Source organism: Shewanella sp. SM95 (assembly GCF_025653595.1).
In the GTDB taxonomy this organism is placed as follows: domain Bacteria; phylum Pseudomonadota; class Gammaproteobacteria; order Enterobacterales; family Shewanellaceae; genus Shewanella; species Shewanella oncorhynchi.
Genome location: NZ_JAKKSE010000032.1, coordinates 23,812 through 43,691, shown reverse-complemented (window position 1 = coordinate 43,691; position 19,880 = coordinate 23,812). Strand labels below are relative to the sequence as shown.

At 43.9% G+C, this 19,880-nt stretch carries 22 protein-coding genes and 1 pseudogene; 11 read left to right on the top strand and 12 right to left on the bottom strand.

From position 1 onward, the window contains the following. The 7 genes from L5M29_RS21980 to tnpC form a co-directional block, all read left to right on the top strand. Positions 1 to 1,399: hypothetical protein (locus tag L5M29_RS21980; RefSeq protein WP_263170066.1), on the top strand; the 1,399-nt coding region annotated here is incomplete at its 5' end. A gap of 62 nt (positions 1,400 to 1,461) precedes the next feature. Then, positions 1,462 to 1,800 carry a hypothetical protein gene (locus L5M29_RS21975; protein ID WP_263148894.1) on the top strand — a complete coding sequence of 113 codons (339 nt, stop codon included), beginning with the start codon at positions 1,462 to 1,464 and terminating at the stop codon, positions 1,798 to 1,800. Between the two features lie 272 nt (positions 1,801 to 2,072). Further along, positions 2,073 to 2,333 (top strand): type II toxin-antitoxin system Phd/YefM family antitoxin, encoded by a 261-nt coding sequence (locus tag L5M29_RS21970; RefSeq protein WP_011787805.1) that lies wholly within the window; start codon positions 2,073 to 2,075, stop codon positions 2,331 to 2,333. Next, positions 2,333 to 2,644, top strand: coding sequence for a type II toxin-antitoxin system RelE/ParE family toxin (locus L5M29_RS21965; protein WP_099458567.1), 312 nt, complete (start codon positions 2,333 to 2,335; stop codon positions 2,642 to 2,644). The genes L5M29_RS21970 and L5M29_RS21965 overlap by 1 nt, the downstream gene beginning before the upstream one ends. Positions 2,645 to 2,667: 23 nt before the next feature. After that, positions 2,668 to 5,748, top strand: coding sequence for a Tn3 family transposase (locus L5M29_RS21960; protein ID WP_011787830.1), 3,081 nt, complete (start codon positions 2,668 to 2,670; stop codon positions 5,746 to 5,748). Between the two features lie 37 nt (positions 5,749 to 5,785). Further along, on the top strand, positions 5,786 to 6,121 hold the full coding sequence (tnpB, locus tag L5M29_RS21955) for an IS66 family insertion sequence element accessory protein TnpB (RefSeq protein WP_192937895.1): 336 nt from the start codon (positions 5,786 to 5,788) through the stop codon (positions 6,119 to 6,121). A gap of 92 nt (positions 6,122 to 6,213) precedes the next feature. Beyond that, the gene (gene tnpC, locus L5M29_RS21950) at positions 6,214 to 7,773 is read left to right on the top strand and encodes an IS66 family transposase (protein ID WP_099458459.1); all 1,560 of its coding nucleotides are present in this window, start codon (positions 6,214 to 6,216) and stop codon (positions 7,771 to 7,773) included. Positions 7,774 to 8,238: 465 nt separating this feature from the next. On the opposite strand, the pseudogene L5M29_RS21945 reads toward tnpC, so the two are convergent. The 7 genes and pseudogenes from L5M29_RS21945 to L5M29_RS21915 all read right to left on the bottom strand — a co-directional run. Beyond that, positions 8,239 to 8,508, bottom strand: a pseudogene (locus L5M29_RS21945) (IS481 family transposase); the annotation flags it as partial. Between the two features lie 15 nt (positions 8,509 to 8,523). After that, positions 8,524 to 9,063 (bottom strand): peptide-methionine (S)-S-oxide reductase, encoded by a 540-nt coding sequence (locus L5M29_RS21940; protein WP_041413416.1) that lies wholly within the window; start codon positions 9,061 to 9,063, stop codon positions 8,524 to 8,526. Between the two features lie 29 nt (positions 9,064 to 9,092). Then, complete coding sequence (msrA, locus tag L5M29_RS21935; RefSeq protein WP_011711652.1) at positions 9,093 to 9,593, bottom strand: peptide-methionine (S)-S-oxide reductase MsrA; 501 nt, start codon at positions 9,591 to 9,593, stop codon at positions 9,093 to 9,095. 2 nt (positions 9,594 to 9,595) lie between these two features. After that, the gene (gene msrB, locus L5M29_RS21930; protein ID WP_263170064.1) at positions 9,596 to 10,042 is read right to left on the bottom strand and encodes a peptide-methionine (R)-S-oxide reductase MsrB; all 447 of its coding nucleotides are present in this window, start codon (positions 10,040 to 10,042) and stop codon (positions 9,596 to 9,598) included. A 236-nt stretch (positions 10,043 to 10,278) separates the two neighbouring features. Continuing rightward, a complete protein-coding gene (locus L5M29_RS21925) occupies positions 10,279 to 10,794 on the bottom strand; it encodes a YkgB family protein (RefSeq protein WP_011711654.1) in 516 nt (171 codons plus the stop codon). Between the two features lie 137 nt (positions 10,795 to 10,931). Beyond that, positions 10,932 to 11,387: a carboxymuconolactone decarboxylase family protein gene (locus L5M29_RS21920; RefSeq protein ID WP_258011845.1), complete on the bottom strand. Its 456-nt coding sequence runs from the start codon at positions 11,385 to 11,387 to the stop codon at positions 10,932 to 10,934. 157 nt (positions 11,388 to 11,544) lie between these two features. Next, entirely contained in the window at positions 11,545 to 11,706 is a 162-nt protein-coding gene (locus L5M29_RS21915) for a peptide-methionine (S)-S-oxide reductase (protein ID WP_223290059.1), read from the bottom strand. A gap of 868 nt (positions 11,707 to 12,574) precedes the next feature. Here L5M29_RS21915 and L5M29_RS21910 point away from each other — a divergent pair. Then, complete coding sequence (locus L5M29_RS21910) at positions 12,575 to 13,861, top strand: GAF domain-containing protein (RefSeq protein ID WP_000257537.1); 1,287 nt, start codon at positions 12,575 to 12,577, stop codon at positions 13,859 to 13,861. Between the two features lie 617 nt (positions 13,862 to 14,478). Further along, positions 14,479 to 15,456 (top strand): sensor domain-containing diguanylate cyclase, encoded by a 978-nt coding sequence (locus tag L5M29_RS21900; protein WP_002119794.1) that lies wholly within the window; start codon positions 14,479 to 14,481, stop codon positions 15,454 to 15,456. Between the two features lie 219 nt (positions 15,457 to 15,675). Here L5M29_RS21900 and L5M29_RS21895 read toward each other — a convergent pair whose 3' ends face one another. From L5M29_RS21895 to msrA (L5M29_RS21875), 5 genes are all read right to left on the bottom strand, one after another. Continuing rightward, positions 15,676 to 16,323, bottom strand: a complete 648-nt coding sequence (locus tag L5M29_RS21895; RefSeq protein ID WP_223846397.1) for a peptide-methionine (S)-S-oxide reductase MsrA — start codon at positions 16,321 to 16,323, stop codon at positions 15,676 to 15,678. A gap of 220 nt (positions 16,324 to 16,543) precedes the next feature. After that, a complete protein-coding gene (locus L5M29_RS21890) occupies positions 16,544 to 16,789 on the bottom strand; it encodes a glutaredoxin family protein (protein ID WP_011711656.1) in 246 nt (81 codons plus the stop codon). A 54-nt stretch (positions 16,790 to 16,843) separates the two neighbouring features. Beyond that, a complete protein-coding gene (gene msrB / locus L5M29_RS21885; protein ID WP_005403705.1) occupies positions 16,844 to 17,284 on the bottom strand; it encodes a peptide-methionine (R)-S-oxide reductase MsrB in 441 nt (146 codons plus the stop codon). A gap of 31 nt (positions 17,285 to 17,315) precedes the next feature. After that, positions 17,316 to 17,576 (bottom strand): glutaredoxin, encoded by a 261-nt coding sequence (locus L5M29_RS21880; RefSeq protein ID WP_005403706.1) that lies wholly within the window; start codon positions 17,574 to 17,576, stop codon positions 17,316 to 17,318. 3 nt (positions 17,577 to 17,579) lie between these two features. Continuing rightward, positions 17,580 to 18,068 (bottom strand): peptide-methionine (S)-S-oxide reductase MsrA, encoded by a 489-nt coding sequence (gene msrA / locus L5M29_RS21875; protein ID WP_069785042.1) that lies wholly within the window; start codon positions 18,066 to 18,068, stop codon positions 17,580 to 17,582. Between the two features lie 122 nt (positions 18,069 to 18,190). Between msrA (L5M29_RS21875) and L5M29_RS21870 the strand changes: the two genes are divergently transcribed. Next, entirely contained in the window at positions 18,191 to 19,126 is a 936-nt protein-coding gene (locus L5M29_RS21870; RefSeq protein WP_002123001.1) for an AraC family transcriptional regulator, read from the top strand. A gap of 2 nt (positions 19,127 to 19,128) precedes the next feature. Then, positions 19,129 to 19,869, top strand: coding sequence for a hypothetical protein (locus L5M29_RS21865; RefSeq protein ID WP_011711659.1), 741 nt, complete (start codon positions 19,129 to 19,131; stop codon positions 19,867 to 19,869). Positions 19,870 to 19,880 lie beyond the last annotated feature (11 nt).

Here is a 19,880-nt window from a genome sequence, read left to right as displayed (position 1 = left end):
CTCATTATCTAGTGCGCTTGGTGGAAAACAACGACAATCGCTGAATATTCCGTATCTGCAAAGCATTAGTCTACTGACAGGCTACAGGCCGGAAGCTCGTAAGACCGAAAGCGCAAACCAGTTCTCCCGCCGTGTCGTTAAAATCAGCAAACAGGGTATTGAGAAGGGCAATTCTAGGATGGTGTTTTACAAACCAAAATTGGACTGCAGATTACATGAGGCACACCAACAGACTTCTTCTTTGTTAGTACCTAACTTCTCTGGCTTTACTCAGCAGGCTATCGCGACCCACGAAGACCTGTCATTTGACCCAGCTGCCACGGTAGAAAACATTCAGCTATCCGAATTGTCGCTTGAGAAATGGTATGCCATTGATGGCCCAAGACGCGCCTTGCAGCTTCACAGGGACTTTATGGCATCTTTCTGGCGCAACCGTCATAGCTACGGCTTCAAAGCGATTGATGTACGGCGCTACGGTGGCACCCATGTGGCTGAAACCTTGTTATCTGAAGGCGTGATCACGATTAAAACGAGCTATTGGTGCCAGCTCCAAGCCATTTTAAAGCGCACACAGATATTTCAGCAGCTCGGAATGTTCAGCTTTCAGTCTATGCCTTACATCGATGTTGCGAACCATCCCCGCGCCATCGATATGACCCAGCATCGCAGGGATAAGACAGAAATCCTTAATATCATTAGAGCGGAGCGAAATGCCCAGCGCCACGGGGTTAAAACCGCCCTAACCAACGATGACACAGTAGAGCGCCTAGGATTTAACATCGAGCGCGTTATTCAGGACGCAGGTTGGGCAGTAAGGGAAATGATAGATGGTCTTAATAGCCATTTACTCCATGTTAGATTTGATACCTCAGACGTAGGGGTAACCCAGAGAGCTGGAGTGTCTAAATTATGGCTGGCACTGATGTTCGGCGGCGTGACCCAGATTGATGATGTACTTAAACAGCTGTTATCGCCTGCTCAGCTGGCTCAACTCAAAGAGCATCCGAGCGACTACCTCAATGCCAGCAGAGTCATGGCCAAGTCGTTGAACTTGATTGTCGCTGAATTAATCCGAGCTGCCCATGATTGGAACGGCGCTATATCAACGCTTAAACAGCAATTATGTAAAGGCTTAACGCGGGAAGAGTACAAGGTCGCTGTCGGCTCCCTGGTGCCAGCCGAAGTGTACGACCAATCCATTTTGGAGTGGTGGAAGCCAAACCCTGACAACTTCAAATTGTTGTTGGGGAAAGCGTTAGAAACGATGGAAGAGAACTTACGCTTTATTGAGTCACTTAACCAATCGTTACAGCGAGTACAGCGCCTAGCAATGCCGCAGGCAGCTAACAAGATGACTCTGGGTGCACGCTTGACGGCATTGAAGAGGAAGGCAGCGTAAGGCAAAATTTGCGTGATTTGGACTTGGTGAGATCCTGTATTTAAATAAACAGGAGCCTTGCCATGCCCAGATTCGATTTCAAAGACCCTCTCAATCCACGGTTGGCGGTAAAGCCGCAAGTGTGGCAAACGCCCTTTATCCGGCTAGCTAATCGCATCCCTCCTAGTTACCGCATCCACTTCGTTGGCGTGACAGTAGATTGCCGTTTAGGCTACACCGGAAGGCGCCAATTTCACTCGCTGGCGCAAGCTCTCATTTGGGCCGAATCAATGTATGGTGATTCGTGGTCGAATAAGCGATTTACTCAGGAGTTGGATTTGCATGTTTTATTGGATTGCACCAGTCGCTCGCTACCACAGGATTTGAAAAATTCCATAGCGGCACAGTTACGCAGATGCTAATAGGCTAAATTTGCCCAACGCGCCAAAAGTGTAAAGTTAGATTTATGCACGAGGTAACAACTTGTTTTCAATATCAAATACACCTTAAACCTAAACATTAAAAATTTGCCATAATCTCTTTAGAGATTTTGATAACCGACTTATGATAGTAGTTTTGATAGGTGATAAATTACTCTATCAAATTGTATACATTTTGATAGGGTGCATTTTTGACTTTTATCGCCCAACTGGTGTAAATTGAGCGAATCGAACGATTCGTTTAAAGGTGATAAATGAACACTCTTTCAGCCAATGAAGCAAAAATTCACTTTGGAGATTTGTTGCTCAAAGCTCAACAAGCTCCAATCCAAATTAATAAAAATGGCAAGCCTGTGGCCGTTGTTATTTCAGCTGATGCATACCAAAGTATCGAGACACTAAAATTACATTTGCTTCAATCCAAAGCGGTGAAAGCCATAACTGACATCAAAATGGGCAATTTGGTTGATGGTAATACCTTTTTTGATGAGCTGGCCGCAGGGCAGTATGACTAATGCCGGTAACTTATCATTTAACGCCCGATGCACAATCTGATCTGATAGGTATTCACCGCTTTACGTTAGCCCAATGGGGAACGACTCAGTCGAAGACCTATTTATCAGGACTTAGACAAACGATTCAACTGCTGGCTGAAACACCCACCCTTGGGAAAAATAGACCCGAGGTACGCATGAATGTGTTTAGCTTCCCTTATTCAAGTCATGTCATCTATTACATCCAACATGAGCATCAATTCGTTGTATTTGGGATCTTACATAAAAGTATGATTCCACTTGCACATCTCGCGGAGCGGGAAATTATTTGATGTAGTGAAATAGGGAGGGCACCATGAAAAATGATGTTCGGCGGCTATCTATTTTGTCAACTGATGAAATAGATGAACTGTTTGGATTACCTCATTTCTCAGATGATGATCGTCGATTATATTTTGACTTAAGTGCTAAAGAGCGCGAGCTATTCGACAATACCCGAACGTTTTCTGTGGCAGCCCATTTAGTATTGCAACTGGGCTATTTCAAAGCCAAACGGCAGTTTTTCAGTTATGAACAAGAATCGTCAGTACTAAATGACTTGGATTACATTGCCGCGCTGTACTTTCCCACCAAAACGCTTTCAAGACTGAAAAGTCCCTCAAGACCGATTAGGGCTGAACAACAACGAGCAATTCTTGATTTATTCCAGTATAAACAATGTGATAATGAGGTAAAAGTTGATTTGGAAGATAAAGCACAGCGGGTTGCGATGTTATCGACACAACCTATCTTTATCTTTCGTGAATTAACCCAATACTTAGCATTACACCGTATTGTCATGCCCAGTTATCGGTATATGCAAGAGATGATTGGTAGAGTGGTGGCTTATGAACGCACCCGTATTGCTCGATTACTTAGCACTTGCATGACTTCACTTATCGATCAGCAATTAGCGGCTTTGCTTCGGGCTGAGTCAGGAGTATTTCGCGTCAGCGCATTAAAACATGAAGCTAAAGATTTCAGTTATAAAGAATTGCGACATGAAGTCGCACGGCGGCAGTTTTTCCAGCCTCTACATGAGTTTGCCAAGCAGTTCCTCATAACAGCGGGGATCTCCAATGAAAGCGGCAAGTATTATGCTTCTATGGTTAAGTTTTATACCACTTATAAACTTCAACGCATGAAAAAAGAGACTGCTCAGTTATATCTGCTGTTTTTTGCTTTTCATCGGTTTCAGCAAATTAATGACAACTTAATTGAAGCATTGCTCCATTGGGTCGATCAATACGAGAAACAGGCCAAGCGTGCCGCTGAAGAAGCAATGAATAATGCGGTTACCAATGCAGCGAAAAATTTACAGGCTGCGGGTCATGTATTGAGCCTGTTTACGGATGACACCATCACCGATGACACACCTTTTTCCATTATTAAAGAAAAAGCCTATGCATTGCTTGAACAAGAGAGATTCCCATTAGTTGCTGATTACTTACGCAATATTGCTTTCGACAAAACGGCATTTGAATGGTCACATTACACAAAATTATCCGCCACATTCAAACGTAACTTAAGGCAACTTTTTACTGATCTGGATTTTGCCGGACGTGTAGAAGACTCTCCTTTGCTTGAAGCTATCGCGTTTTTACAAAACTTATTGCGCACAGAAAAATCACCAAGGCAAACTGACCCTAATTCATTTCCGACTGAGATTATTCCTAAAGGTTTACGCCGATATTTGTTTAGTAAAGAGGGCAAAACATTTAAAACGCTTGATGTAGATCGCTATGAGTTTTTGGTCTATCGCCTACTACGCAACTCACTGGAAGCGGGTGATGTGTACGTTAAACATAGTAATGAATTTCGCCGCTTTGAAGATGACTTAATAAGCGATCTTAGATGGCAGGATAAAGAACGAGTATTGCAAGATATTGGTGCACCCATTTTATTGGCCCCTATCCAAGATACTCTGGCTGTATTTCATACTATGCTAGCAGCACGTTATAGTGCGATTAACCAACATATTTCTGATGGGGTCAACAAACATATTAAAGTAATTGGGGCTGCCGAAAAGCGTCGTTGGAAGCTGCTTTATCCGAGCAGTGATGAATCCGTTAATAGCGATTTTTACAGCCAGTTACCAGGAATTGGTATTGCGGATCTACTGTGGTTTGTTGCGGGTAATACTGGATTTTTAAATGCATTTACCCATGTATTAGATCGTTATGTAAAGCATGAAGCTGATCCCCGTGAAATTTTCGCCTGTATTGTTGCGATGGGAACAAACATGGGGTTAGCAAAAATGGCTGAGGTTTCAGGCCTTAGCTCAGCATCAATGGCGGGGACATCAAGAAATTATCTACGCTTGGAGACATTACGAGCGGCTAATGATGCGATTAGTAATGCGACCAGCCAGCTACCCGCATTTCATCTCTATGATATTCAGGACACACTTCATTCAAGTAGCGATGGTCAGCGGATAGAAACGCAAATTAACACCCTTAACGCTCGATATTCTCCCAAGTATTTTGGTTTACAGAAAGGTGTCAGCGCCTACACGTTGGTTGCAAATCATGTTCCTATAAATGCAAAGATTATTGGGACTCACGAACATGAAAGCCATTACGTTTTCGATTTATTGCATAACAATACCTCTGATATAAAGCCAGAACGGCATTCCACTGACACCCATGGCACCAATCAGGTTAATTTTTGGATTTTGCATGCATTTGGATATCATTTTGCACCTCGTTATCGTGATTTGCATAAGAAAATGGATACGTTAGTCGGCTCACAACATCCCAATGAGTGTGGTGACTGGCTAATAAAGCCTGCCCGAAAAACCAACGATGAATTGATTGAACGTGAATGGCCCAATATTCAACGGATCATGGCATCGCTAGCTCAAAAAGATGTTACTCAAGCCACGATTGTTCGCAAACTCTCGAGCTATTCGCGTCAGAATCAGACCAAGAAAGCATTATGGGAGTTGGAAAACATATGCCGAACGCTATACATTCTCGACTTTGTCGACGATGTTGGCTTACGTCAATGTGTACAAAAAGCATTAAATCGTGGCGAAGCCTATCATCGTCTTAGACGAGCAGTTGCATTTGTTAACGGTGGAAAATTCAGAGTAAAAACAGAAGAGGAGCAGCAAATATGGAATGAATGCTCTCGGCTCATCACCAACGCGGTCATTTACTACAACACAGTGCTGCTATCTCGTGTCTATGAACAGAAGCAAACAGTAGGAGATCAAAATGCACTGGCTCAGCTTCACAGTATTTCGCCCGTTGCATGGCAGCACATCAATATGTATGGCAATTTTGAGTTTAGTCCATCAACCTCAAAAATAGATATCGATGCATTGGTTGCTCGATATGCTGAACCAGAATATTGGAAGCAAGCGCTGATTGAGAACGAGAATTCAAGTGAGTGATTTTAGAATTTAAAGCTAACTTTACATTTTTGGCGCGTTGGGCAAATTTAGCCATAAACAGCCGGTCGACTTTCGTAAATCCATTAATGGCTTATCGTTGCTGGTCGAGCAAGAGATGCAGCTCTCGCCATTTAGCGGCGCACTGTTTGTGTTTTGTAATCAGCAGCGTACCCGGTTAAAAGTACTGTACTGGGATAGCACCGGGTTTTGCCTGTGGTACAAACGGCTTGAAAAAGACAAGTTCCGCTGGCCACGGCAGATGCCTGGCAAAATACTGTCTATTAGCGAGCAGCAATGGCATTGGCTGTTGCAAGGTGTCGATATCCAAAAAATCACCGCCCATCAGCCACTGCATTACCAGAGTGTGGGCTGATATGACGATCGGCTATAAATCCTTATGATCGCATCCAAAACAATCTAAATCTTACCAAGCACTTAGCTAAATTGGCCGTTATAATGGCGGCCATGAAAAAGATACCAGACACCTTACCTGATGACGTTGCACTGCTCAAGAAAATGCTGCTTGAGCAGACGCAAAAGCTTGAGCGCAAACTGGCGCAAAAAGATAAACGCATCGCCAAATTAGAGCGGGTTAACCAGCAACTGTCGGACAAGTTGCAGCAGTTGCTGGAGCGTTACAACCTGAAGAAGTACCAGAAATTTAGCCCCAGCAGTGAAACCTATGAAGGTGAAGGCGAGGTGTTAAATGAGGCCGAACAGCTTATTGAAGACGAGTCAGTAGCGACAGAGCCAGATACTCAGACGACCGAGAGCGCTAAGAAAGCTGCTAAGCCACGCCGCCCACGGATTGCCCCTGAGCTGCCGCGCGTTGATGTTATCCATGACATTGACGATAAAACCTGTGCTTGCTGTGGCCATGCGCTACATCAAATGGGTGAGGAAGTCAGTGAGCAAATCGAGTTCGTACCGGCACAAATCCGGGTGCTCAGAAACGTGCGGCTGAAATACAGCTGCCGGCAGTGTGAAACCACGGACACCAAGGTCGACATTAAAATTGCCGATGTGCCACCGGCGGTTATCCCTAAGAGCATGACCACACCGAGTCTGCTTGCCCAAATCATCAGCAGCAAAATGCACTATGGCTTACCGCTTTATCGTCAGGAGCAGTTGTTTAATCAGGCCGGTATTGAGCTTAGCCGTCAAACGATGAGCCGCTGGCTGATAAGCTGTGCAGAGAAACTGAAACCGTTACTGGCGTTAATGAAAGCTGAGCTTCTGAAACAGCCCGTGCTGTGGGCAGATGAAACCACGGTTAATGTGCTGGATGTTGAGAAAAGCACCTGTTATATGTGGGTATATGGCTGTGGCTTAGAAAAAAGTACCGGCCCCAAGCTCGTGCTGTTTGATTATCAGGATAGTCGCAGCAGTAAACATCCCACCGACTTCCTGGCGGGGTTTAACGGTTATCTGCAGGTCGACGGTTATGCCGGATATGAGAAAACCCACGCAACCTTAGTCGGCTGCTGGGCGCATGCCAGACGCAAGTTCGTCGAAGCCCAAAAAGCGCAGGGCAAAGGCAAAACGGGTAAGGCCGATGTGGCCCTTAACCATATCCAGAAACTCTATGCGCTGGAGAGTAAATTAAAAACTGCGCCGCCTGATAAGAAATATGAAGCCAGGCAAACGCTAGCCAAGCCGTTGCTCGCGCAATTCAAAAGCTGGTTGGATAAATCAAGCGAGAGTGTCACGAAAGAAAGTTTACTGGGAGCGGCTATTACGTATAGCCTGAATCAGTGGCCCAAGCTTGTCCGCTATCTGGATGATGGCTGTCTGAATATCGACAACAATCGTGCGGAGCGCGCCATCAAACCGTTCGTGATTGGTCGCAAGGCGTGGTTGTTCGCTAATACCAAGACGGGAGCACAAGCCAGTGCGGCACTGTACAGCCTGGTCGAGACCTCAAAAATCAACGGACTGGAGCCGTATGATTACCTATGCCGCTTATTAACCGAGCTACCCAAAGCCAACACCCAAGAGAAACTACAGCAACTCCTGCCTTACTGATCACCAGCCACACCGCAAGGTGTGGTTGGCGTTACGCTTACCTCTGGTTGGTGATGATCCGCAGTAGTGCACTTTTCATAAAAATCGCCTGCAAAATATACATTAAATCAATATATATCAGATCAGTGCATATTGGTAGTGTCAAGGTTAAATAATAGGCAATTTTGTACTAGGTAGCGTTTTAATTTGATTATGGACTTTATGCTATACCGATAAATACACAGGAAATTTTTTTCACAAAAGTGTATGAATGTTGATAGAAGCAACAAGCTACCATCGAAGGGCGTTTCCAAAGATATTGGTATAACAGAGCATCGAACAGACTCAGTTGGAAAGGATCTCGCGTAGAAGCTCTATCATCTTCACGGATAACTCGCGTTTCCAACGATAAATTAGTTTGGGATTATGTAGGGTAACGTTGTTGTATCGTTATGTGATTTTACTCACTTAGCGCGGTGTACAGAACTACTGGATCAGATCAGTTTCAACTGACGTTCTGCCGTTGCACATTTTGCCCTGATGAGTTCGTTCATTGTTGTAAGACAGCCACTCATCCTGATCATTTTGCCGCGTCTCCAGCGTTTGATTAACTTGTTGCGAAAAGCCACCTGATAAAACTCGTTCAGGATCGCCTTATCAAACTGCTCGCAGATCCCATTCGTTTGCGGTGACATCGTTTTAGTTTTCGTGTGATCGATGCCACTACTAGAGTTGGTAATCATGACGCTCGAACTTGCAGAGTAGCACAGCCTATATCGATGTTAACTCTACACCTGACTCTGTCAATTTATGCGTATCAACATAGTGGCTGAAACGTGCTAATAAGAAGGTGAGTTTTGGATGAATGTACCTTTGACAAAATGGTCTGTTGGGTGCTGTATAAAAGTAGTCGATAAGCTCAGTTTTATTCGCTTTAAAATCCTTAAAAAAATAAACCTGAGTAATGACTGGCTGCTCAAAATCAGCTCTACAGGCATCTAATATGTTTACAGCCTGGTTATACTGAACCTCATCATAAGCGTATATCGCTGAACGATATTTACCACGCATTGAGTGGTTTGATGTGCTCGCGTGAGTATGTAAATGGATTTCGATCAAGGTTGATAAAGAAATAACAGTCGGATCAAAAACCACTTCAATGGCTTCGCTGAACTGAGCGTTGTCACCAATTGAGGCGATCCAACCTTGATTGACAGTAGCAATGCCAATAAGTGATGAAAATACGCCTTCGGTGCACCAGTGACAACCACCGCCTAAGCCGATTGTATTAAGGGTGGTTGTCGTATGCAAATTGCAAGTCTGTGTGGGCTGCTGCAAACTCATTGAGATGAGGGCAACTTCCAGTCTGGTCTGGGGAAGTGGCAGGTATAGCCATTTGGTCGGAGTTCCAAATAGTCCTGATGCATAGCCTCCGCTTCCCAAAAATCACTTGCAGGTTCGACTTCAGTCACTACTTTTCCAGGCCATAATCCCGAAGCATCCACGTCAGCAATGGTTTTTACTGCCTCAGCATGCTGTGCCTCAGAGGTATAATAAATGGCTGAGCGATAAGATGTGCCCTTGTCATTACCTTGTCTATTTACTGTACTAGGGTCATGAATCTGAAAGAAAAACTCTAAAATTTGTCGATAGCTGGTGATTTCATTATCGAACATTATTTCAATGCCTTCAGCATGGTTACCATGATTGCGGTAGGTAGCATTAGCCACTTCACCACCGGTATAACCTACTCGGGTTGAAGTGATACCGGGACGTTTGCGGATAAGATCCTGCATGCCCCAAAAGCAGCCACCGGCTAATACTGCGCGTTCAATTGCCATAATTAAATGTCCTCTACTTGGTCTAAATACTCTGCGTAACCTTTACTTGCCATTTCTTCCCTAGGAATAAAACGTAATGACGCTGAGTTAATACAATAACGTAGGCCACCCTGGTCTTTGGGACCGTCTGAAAATACATGGCCTAAGTGACTGTCGCCATGAGTTGAGCGCACTTCTGTGCGGGTCATGCCGTGCGACCTATCAGTGATTTCAATTACGTTGACAGAGTCTATCGCTTTGGTAAAGCACGGCCAACCACACCCTGATTCATACTTGGCAGAAGACGCAAATAAAGGCTCACCTGACACGATATCCACGTAAATGCCGGGCTTGGTGTTCTTTAGCAATTCACCAGTCCCTGGACGCTCTGTACCATTTTCTTGCGTCACCCGATACTGCTCCTTAGTCAGAGCAGAAATCGCATTCATAGATTTTTGATAGGTATTCATAAATGTCCTCTTATAGAGTAGAGCCATGTGCCTTTCAGATTATAAGAGACCTTCTGTTTACAGAATTTATTTCACTTAGGCCGTTAACCCGAAAAAATGATCTGATCCAGTAGTTCTGTACACCGCGCTAAGTGAGTAAAATCACATAACGAGGTGCCTATGACAGCTAAAAAGAACTGCAAGACCTATACCGCAGAATTTAAGGCCCTCTAACTTATAGTTGTTTCGGATGCGGCTTATTTGTTTTTGTGCTCCAGTGCTGTAAGTGATGTGCCTACGATAAATATAGACACGACAAACAAGCCTAAATCTTTTAGCAAAAACTGGCCAGGAACCACAGAGATCGCAGGAAACCCAAGAGATGCCTCAAAAACACCGGGTGTAGTCAGCATGAACGACAATGTCGTAAAAAAGAGTCCGGTTGAAAGTACACCGCCCAAGATTGCGAGCTTAGGGGAGAAAACTCGTGCAGCGATTAACAGGCCAACTGAAATTTCAAGCACACCCAGAAAATTTGAGAATCCTTGAATGCTGAGGAAACTATACATCCATGAAAGCAGAGGGCTATTACTAACAAAACCATGTATACCGTTTGCTTCGTAGCTAGTGAATTTCATACCACCAAACCACAAATATATTATCGTCATGGCAACGTAGATGCCACCTATACCAAACTTAGTGACTTTTGCACCGAGATTATTACTAAGGATATTGGTAGTCTGGACACCATTTTCAATTTCGGGAATAGTCATCTTATATCTCCAATTATTTTTAGCCATGTGGACTCACTCTATGTAGCCCACTAAAATGATATGACTCTTGAGAAAAACTATATGTTTACTCGAGTCGAACCTAACTTAGGTAATTGCTGTAGTTGAGCACCAATGGATTAGACATCAATGCCTAGTGGTTGAACGGCCGGGAAGTCGACCTCGGTCTGTGTCACTTCGTTAACGTAGTTAGTGAAAGTGTTCAGGGCAACAGCCAACAGAATATCCACTACATGTGCATCACTGTAGCCAGCGTTCAGCACCGCTTGGACCTGGTCATTGCTGACTTGCCCGCGCTGGCGGACTACGGCGGCAGCAAAACGCACGGCTGCGTCGGCCTTAGGGTCATTTGATGCACCGCTGCGGTTGGCAGTGAGTTCAGCATCATCAAGCTTGGCCACCTTACGGCCTAGGAAGGAATGGCCAGCAAGGCAATAATCGCAGCCGTTGATCTCAGCGACGGCTAGGGCAATACGCTCAAGAGTCGCTGTACCCAAGCCGCCCTGTGCTGATGCTGCGCTCAATTGCAGGTAGCCAGTCAGCGCAGCAGGGCTGTTGGCAACGACGCGGAACATGTTAGGAACGCGGCCCAGTTGTTTTTCCACAGCCTTGAGTGAGGTATGGGTAGCAGTAGGCGCGGCGTCGATTGTGGTAGGGGTGTTCAAACGTGACATAAATTTCTCCTAGTGATTTGAAAGACAGCACGCTGTATTGGCGTGGAATAAATTGTATTTAAGAAGGTTCTGCTTGATAATCCGTTGCTATCAGACAGCTCATCTTCACGTCTTGCGCAGTCGCCATTTCAGTGCCACTACACACCTTCGTTGACGTCACGCCGTCCTGATTTCTAAGGAGGTCTTCGAGACTCCAAAAACACCCTCCGGCAACGATCACATTATTTATTTTTCATAAAGCCTCCTTGGTTTTTATCTATTTACTAATGGAACTGAATTTACAGCATGTAAAATAGATATAACATGCTCAATAGTTCGTATAATGTGACTTATTAGACAGTTTACGTAGGGGCTATGTATGGATGCAGACTTTGGATATCAGATTAAAAGAGTTGTGAAATTAAGGGTTCACGAAAAACTGCAAATATAGGGCAAATCAGATTGTCTATACCCATAATTTAGAGCGCCCGAGCATCAGGAACTCACTGAAAGCAGACGTTTCTGAAAATAAACAAGGCACAGCGCTTGAAAATTTCGAGACATCAACGTTTTGCCAAAAGGCTAAAAATGCGTGCACTACTCATTTCGCATTTAAAGAGAGCATCGGTTATTAGGCAATAACGATGTGGCCAAAATTTGTCGACCACTACACTATCTCGTAAACGAGTTTGATAGACGTCAACTAGTACGTATTTTTAGTGTAAGGTCATATTAATGCACGATGCTAAACTCTGCTGTGAGCTAGGTAGGATGTATAAATACCATAAATATTTCAATGCTTTACTTTTTAAAGCTCAAGTGAGTTACTCAGTTCCGACTGTTGGTGGCAGATTTGGAATCTCGCGATTTGTCTTAAATGTCAGCCAAGCAAGTCTCTCGCTAATAAAGTGTTGACTATCCCTGACAAAGTAACAATTTCTTGCCATAATCAGACTTAAGCACTTTACTTAGAGTGTATGTGCGCCGCTTAATGCATCAATGCTGCTAATTCCCTGATTGACATCAATCACTTTGTTTCCTGTTTGATACTCTGAGATAAACAAGATCGAATGATGCAAAAGGGGACTATTTAAATACTGAGGGAACAAATGGCAGTAGATTTGAGCATAGAAACCGCTCTGCTCCTAGAGCGCTGGCAAGGCATTGTAAACTCGATGGCTCAAGTCGCGGAAGTGCCTTGTGTGCTGATTAATCGATTAGATAAAAACGAAATTTGTCAGGCTGTTGGCAGTGTGTCAGTACCAACTTTTTATTGCGGTGAACCTGTTCCATTGGCACTTAACACTTATTGTTCCCAAGTCATTTCCAGTAACCAGCCATTACTAGTTGAAAATGCAATCGGTACCCGATATGAAAACAATAACCCAACATTTGCAGCAGGCTTTAGTTATTACTATGGCCTGCCATTGCTTTGGCCTAGCGGAAAAACTTTCGGTACTTTGTGTATGTTGGACTTTTCAAGCCCAGATCGGGCATCACAACACTGTTCCTTACTCACACTTTTTAAGCAGGCCATTGAATACGATTTACAGATGCTTCAACAACAGCAAGATCTGCTAAAGCGTGAGCAACAAGCAGACAAAAAATTTATACAACTATTCAATGAGATGTCAAATAGGATAAGACCGGTAACTAATAATAAGTTGCTTCAATCTGAGTTGTTTGTACTTTTGACAAGCCAATACCAATACTGGCATCAGGAACTGGATAAGCAGCTTAATCAAACCGTCCTGACTGATGAAAACTCCATTCATATAGCGGCACTGGTTCGAATTTGGTCAAATTTGTTGGCGATTGCCCATGAAACAGAATGGTTGAGAGCTACGGCAGTTCTAGAACCTTATAGTTGTGATGCTGTTGCGTCACTGGTCAATGCAACTCCATTATTAGAACAAGCAGTGTATAAAACAGCGCTGACCCTTGGTGCTGATCTCGTTTTGAGGAGTCATTTGCCTAATCCACTGTTACTAAGTGGGAAACCAGAGTTATGGTCTCTGATAGGACTAGCTATCACGAGCTTTTTAGTTGTTGGCGCCAGCGGTACAAGTATAACTATTTTTGTCAGTAACCGATTAAAAGGTAAGTACAGAGTTTTGGAATGGTCCCTTCTTGTAAAAGGCCAGACGATGCCGCTGCGTTTTACCCGCGATAATCAAGCGCTTTATGGTTTTGCAACAGTATGTGCCGAGTTAGCGGGTGCTGTTCTTGAATCTGGTGAGTGGCAATTAACTGAGAGTCTTCAGCAACAGAGTCGTTATCTCAACTCAAATCGTGATCACGTTGACGACATTGAAAGCAGGAATGCTTCAAGAACTGCTAATGGCATAACCAGGCTTATCTGCTTATCGATACCGGTGATGGGAGACGATTTATAAACACTCAGCGATGATCAGCGAAGTTGTGTTTTAGTTTTCTTGTTGGCACTACATCCGGTATGGCGGCCTTTAATCTGAGAGTGACACTTGGGATAACTGAAAAACTGGCTGTGATTCTGCTGAACGGAGCTTGGTGCTAAGCATGTTGGCGTCATTCAAAGCAAGGTCAACACTGCTATTAACGTTTACGATTATCTGACGGACGTGCTGCTGCGCGTCAACCAACATCCAGTAAGCAAGGTACATGAACTAATGCCGAAGTTACGGAAAGCTCAGTTCGAAAGCGCATTACAGCGTTCAGCTCTATTTAGCAATCCCGATGCTTCGGTAAAATAAGCCACGGAAAATGCTCCGGAGGCCGCATGCACACTAAATAGATGACGTTAGACGAAGAGTTGGATTTAAACGAGCAAATTATAGAGCCTGCGACCGGAAAAGCCAAAAGTTTATAAATACAGCTAAAACTCAAATCAAGCAGGCGAATATTGTACAAAACAATACCATTGCTACAGAGATAACTTCAAGTCTGACAGATCTATGCTAGAGTTAAATCAACGATTTAATTCATTTTTCTATGCAGGATCTTTGAAAAATGCAGTAGAAAAACGGAGAAGTACATGACCTTTAGTTTAGCTCAAACAGCTAGTGCAGAAACCACACTAAAAGCACCTGCTGAAGCAGATCAGAACCTGCGGGATATCACTGAACTGGCGTGTTATATCTGTGATGCACCAGTGGCTATGGTGACGCGAACCGATGACACAAAGCTGAATCTAATTGCAAAAGTTGGTATTTCGCGTACCTCTGTATTAATTAAAGAGTCCTTTTGCGTGTATGCAATGGAAACACCTGATGCGGTAATGGTGGTCCCTGACGCTACTTTAGATCACAGATTCAGTACCAATGCTATGGTGATTTCAGGACCTGGCTACCGATTTTATGCTGGCTCGCCGCTGATTGATCCCGAAGGTGCAGTGATTGGTACTATTTGTGTCTATGATCATGTTCCTAAGCAGCTGAACCAGCGGCAGATAAGCTCTTTGCAGGCTCTGTCCAGACAAGTGATCGCCATACTGGAGCTGAAAAAAGTCGGCGAACAATTACATAATACCAGCATGACGGATGCGCTGACAGGGGTGAACAACAGAAGAGCTTTTGACCTCAAGTTTGAAGCTGAATTTGCTCGCTGGCAAAGAACAGGACAATCTTTTGTACTGGCATTGATTGATATTGATCACTTTAAGAGTTTTAACGACAGCTATGGTCATGCCGCAGGAGATGAGGCACTGAGTCAAGTCGCGGCTCTGTTTCAGCGCCATAGCAGGAACTATGACTTTTTCGCCCGTTATGGTGGTGAAGAGTTTGTGCTGATCCTGCCAGGCACAGACACAGCGTCCGCAAATAAAACACTGGAAAAGTTAAGGCTGGTAGTGGCTAACCATGAGTGGTTATTACGACAATTAACGGTCAGCATAGGTTTGGCCAGCGCTGATTTATTTGACGACAAAAAGCAGTTGCTCGAAGTCGCCGATCAGATGTTATACAAAGCTAAAACCCAAGGCCGCAATCAAACCAGTGTGTTCGCCACACTGTAAGAGATCTGTTCATGCTGCGCTGATCTCAAGACCTCATAAAAACTGAGGTCTTGCTTCGGTCGATAAGCTGGTCTGATATTGGCATTATTTATTCCTTTCAAATACATGGGTAATGCGACTTACACAGATTTTTTATGCTCTCTTGGACTCCATGTGAAGGAGATCGTCACATTCTTTACATATAGAAAATAGAGTTCTTTAGCCAGCTGCAATTTCAGATTAACCGATTCGGTAAGCTTTCTGCATTTCCGGAGACAACTTTTTTAGCCAGCTTGAGAGACTGAAGCCTTTTCTATCGGTACTATTTAATTTAGTAAAATACAGATGTTCATCCCAGCGAGGACCGAAATCTACTTCTGCAAGACTTACAAGCTGTTTGTTTCTGCGAAGACGATGCTTTTGATGGTAATCTTCGGCGGGCCAAAAATAACCATTTTGTTCTCCGGCCTCAATCACCTCGGGAGATTTCTCCTTTCCAATCGCTTGAATCAGTTCTTCAGCTACTTGTTTTTGCTCCAGATCAAAAACAAAAAGTATCTGGCGATACTGGCCCTGCTTTCTACCATGAACAGACCATGATTCAAAACTTCCAAGAAGTTCCCTGTAGCTGATTTGGTCTTTATCGTAGATCACTCTGACGACTTCGGCGTGTCCGTTGATGTTGCGGTAACTCGGATCCAGAGTTGATGCTCCAGCGTAGCCAACACGTGTTTGCACTACTCCCTGCGTCCCTCCAAAATTAGAATCCGGTCCCCAAAAGCAACCCATGCCGAAAACCGTTTGACTAAGCTTCCCGATTTTCAATGCTTCTTCGATTGCTTCAGGGGTTGCAAATTCATAGCTTTCAACACCGTCTTCTTTATTCATTTTTAGATCCGACATATTTTTCACCTAACTTTCAAAAATTGAAGCCACTCCCATTCCTCACGCCGTGCAAACGACGATAAGACCACGTTTTCCAACACCAGCTTGATGAAGTATCTTTGCTAAAACTCCGCAGCATGTTTCTTGGTAACACAACTGCGGAAAATTGCTGTAATCATTGATCTTACTGCTTATTAAGTTATTAATAATTCTAAAAAACTCATTATTTCATTGAAGCTTCCAACCACCTGTCAAGGTCCTTGAACTTGGGGTTTCTCAGCTTCTTTGTCCCAACCACTATTGTCGGGAAATTCAGCTTTCCGTTCGAATAGAGGGAGCACAGTTCATCAGCAGCCGCGTCGTCTTCATGAACATCCAAAAAAACAAACTGGCTCCCTTTTTCTTGCAAGTACGAATGGTAAATCTTGGTTTTATGGCAGTCTTTATGACCGAACAGCTTAATCAACACGAACGGCTCCTTTTTTCAAAAGGTTCACTTTCATAAACCCCCTCGATTTAAAAATTATTCTACAAACTTCAATGACTCCGAGTTAATACAGAATCGGACCCCTGATGGCTCAGGACCGTCTGGAAAAGCGTGCCCCAGATGGGCTTCGCACACATTGCATAGCACTTCGATTCTGCGCCCGAAGGTCGTATCCAGTTCATATTGAATTACGTTGTCTGCGACTGGCTCAGAAAAACTCGGCCATCCCGTTCCCGAATCGAACTTTAGGTTCGAGTCAAAGAGTTCGGTGTCGCAGCCCACACAGGCGTACCTTCCAGCTTCATAAAATGAACAGAGTTCTCCGGTGTGCGCGCGTTCGGTGCCTTTCATCCGCATGACCCGAAATTGCGCTGGCGTCAGAATTTCTTTCCACTCTTCCTCGCTCTTTTCTACTTTTTTGGGAGGCGCGGGAGTGCCGTTATCCAGGTAGTTGTAAATGCTTTTCCAATTGAACATATATTTGCTCCTTTATTTTAGGGTTCACTCTTTAGCTATCAATCCACGAGAAGAAGTCTGTAGCACTACCAATGAATTCTCCATCCACAAAAACTTGCGGTACAGTTTGGAGATTTGTTCTTTCCTTCAACTCCAGGTAAGTCTTCGGATCGTCGTCTACGCGAATTTGTTTGAAATCGACCTTTTCAGCAGTTAGGTAATTCTTCACGCGTGCGCAAAATGGACAATGGTCTTTCGTATAAATAACAACATTCTTAAGTGCTTTCATTTTTTCCTCGTTCATTTGGTTCATGATTTAGTCTCTTTCAAAATGGCAAGAGTATCCGCTGGGATTCCTCTGCAAATAGTTTTGGTGATATGCCTCAGCGTCGTAGAATTCTTTTTCCAGGGTGACGGTCGTGACCACTTCATTCTCGAAGCGACCGATCTCATTGACCTCATCAATCACGTTTTCGATAATCGCTTTCTGTGCATCGTCACGATAGAACGCTGCCGAGCGATACGAAGTGCCAACATCATTTCCTTGGCGATTCTTCGTAGTCGGATCATGGATTTTGAAAAAGTAATGTAGAATCTCTTCGAGAGATATTTCGTCTTGGTCGTATTCCACGCGAACCGCTTCGGCGTGCCCCGTTTTCCCTGTTATAATATCGGCGTAGGTAGGATCATCAAAATCTCCGCCAGAGTAGCCCACCTTCGTTGACGTCACACCGTCCAGACTCCTAAGGAGGTCTTCGAGACCCCAAAAACACCCTCCGGCAACGATCACATAATCTAGTTTCATAAAGCCTCCTTAGTTTTCATCCACTTACTGATTAGACTGACTTTACAGCATGTAAAATAGATATAATATGTTCAATAGTTCGTATAACATGACCTATTGGACAGTTTACGTAGGAGCTATATATGGATGTTCTCAGTGAAATTTTAGATAAGGTAGAGCTTACTAGCAGCTACTGGTATAGAACCTCATTTGCGGGAGACTGGGGCATCAGCCTCCCGCAGGAAGAGAATCTAGCGAGATTTCACATCGTGACTCATGGCGAGTTTTGGTATGAGGTGCCAAAACTTAAACTTAAAGCATTGGCGGAGCAGGGCGATATTTTGATCTTTTTCAAAGGGATGGAGCACACCATGGCCAGTGCACCAAAAATCAAGGCCGAGCCTGCGGTCGAATTTAGAGCTAAAGCCAACCTCACCGAAGCTCAAGTTTTGGAATACGGTGATCAGAGCAAGCTCAAAGCCAACGTCGTTTGCGGACATTTTTGTTTTAATGGCGGACCCGATCATCCATTCTTAAATTCGCTGCCAAATGTCGTGCATATCAAGAGTGCTGATAACTCCCACTCGCCTTGGCTTGCCATGCTTTTAAGTATTATAGAGCAGGAAGCAAAATCAGGGCTTCCTGGAAGCAACACGTTAGTCAGAAAGCTGACCGAAATTATCTTCGTGCAAGCGTTAAGAATCCACATGTACAAATCCAATAAAAATGCTGGATTCTTCAAACTGATCGAAAATCCGCAACTCAGCAAAACCTTGGAAGCTATTCATCATAGTCTCGATAAAAAATGGGGTCTTGACGATCTCGCCGGGATTGCGGGGATGTCGCGTACGAACTACAGCGTCAAATTTAAGGAGCTGTCAGGCATGACACCTCTTGATTATTTAACCTATTGTCGGCTTGAAAAAGCAAAGCAGCTGCTTAAAGAATCCGGTAAGTCTGTTCCCGAAGTGAGTGAAGCCATTGGGTATCCGGCACATGAACACTTTCAAAAGTTGTTTAAGAAAAAAATTGGCAAAACTCCTAGCGCGTACAGAAAAGAAAATTCTGAAAAGGTGTAAAAATGAATATCTATAACTCTCCTGTTACCAAAATAGCTTTCTGGGTCATAGTCATTGGTGGTGCGGCTTGCCTGCTTATCCCTTTGTTTGCACCTCTTCTTCCGCTGCAATATTTGAAAGGTTATGGCGAAATAGGAGATGTTCTTGGAGGTATTTCAAGCCCATTTGTACAAATTCTGGGTTCAGTGCTTCTCTTTCTGGTGTTAAAAGCTCAGATTGACGCTAATGGCATCCTCCATCAGCAAATCGAAAAGGAATATACGAAGGAGCAACTGAGGCACGAGTTGAATCAGCTTCACGAACTTTATATGTTCGTCGAAAGAAACATTAAAAATTTTAGCTACGATCAGGAAAAGATGATTGATGGCAAGTCGCAAATGATCCTTTTGCATTCCCGGCGAGCGATTAAATGTTTCATTGAGGATCTAGAGAGCTTAGATGTTGATATTCACAAAGATGACGACATTTTAAGGTTCGACGGGGTTAAAGAAATTATGAGCATTTTGAACAGCGTTGACCTATATTTCGACAAAATCAAAGACAGCGAGATTGCACCTTATCATAAGAGTTTTTATAAAACGCTTATGCAGCACGAACTTCTCTTCAGCGTTTTTCCTTATCAAGATCTCGACAATCAAGCGTACCTAAAACAAGAGCATTGCCCAGAGTGTGGTGAATATCATGCAAATTATCCGCCACTGATTTATGACCGGTTACAGAAAATTAAAAAAAGTTTCTCCTGATGTATTATGGA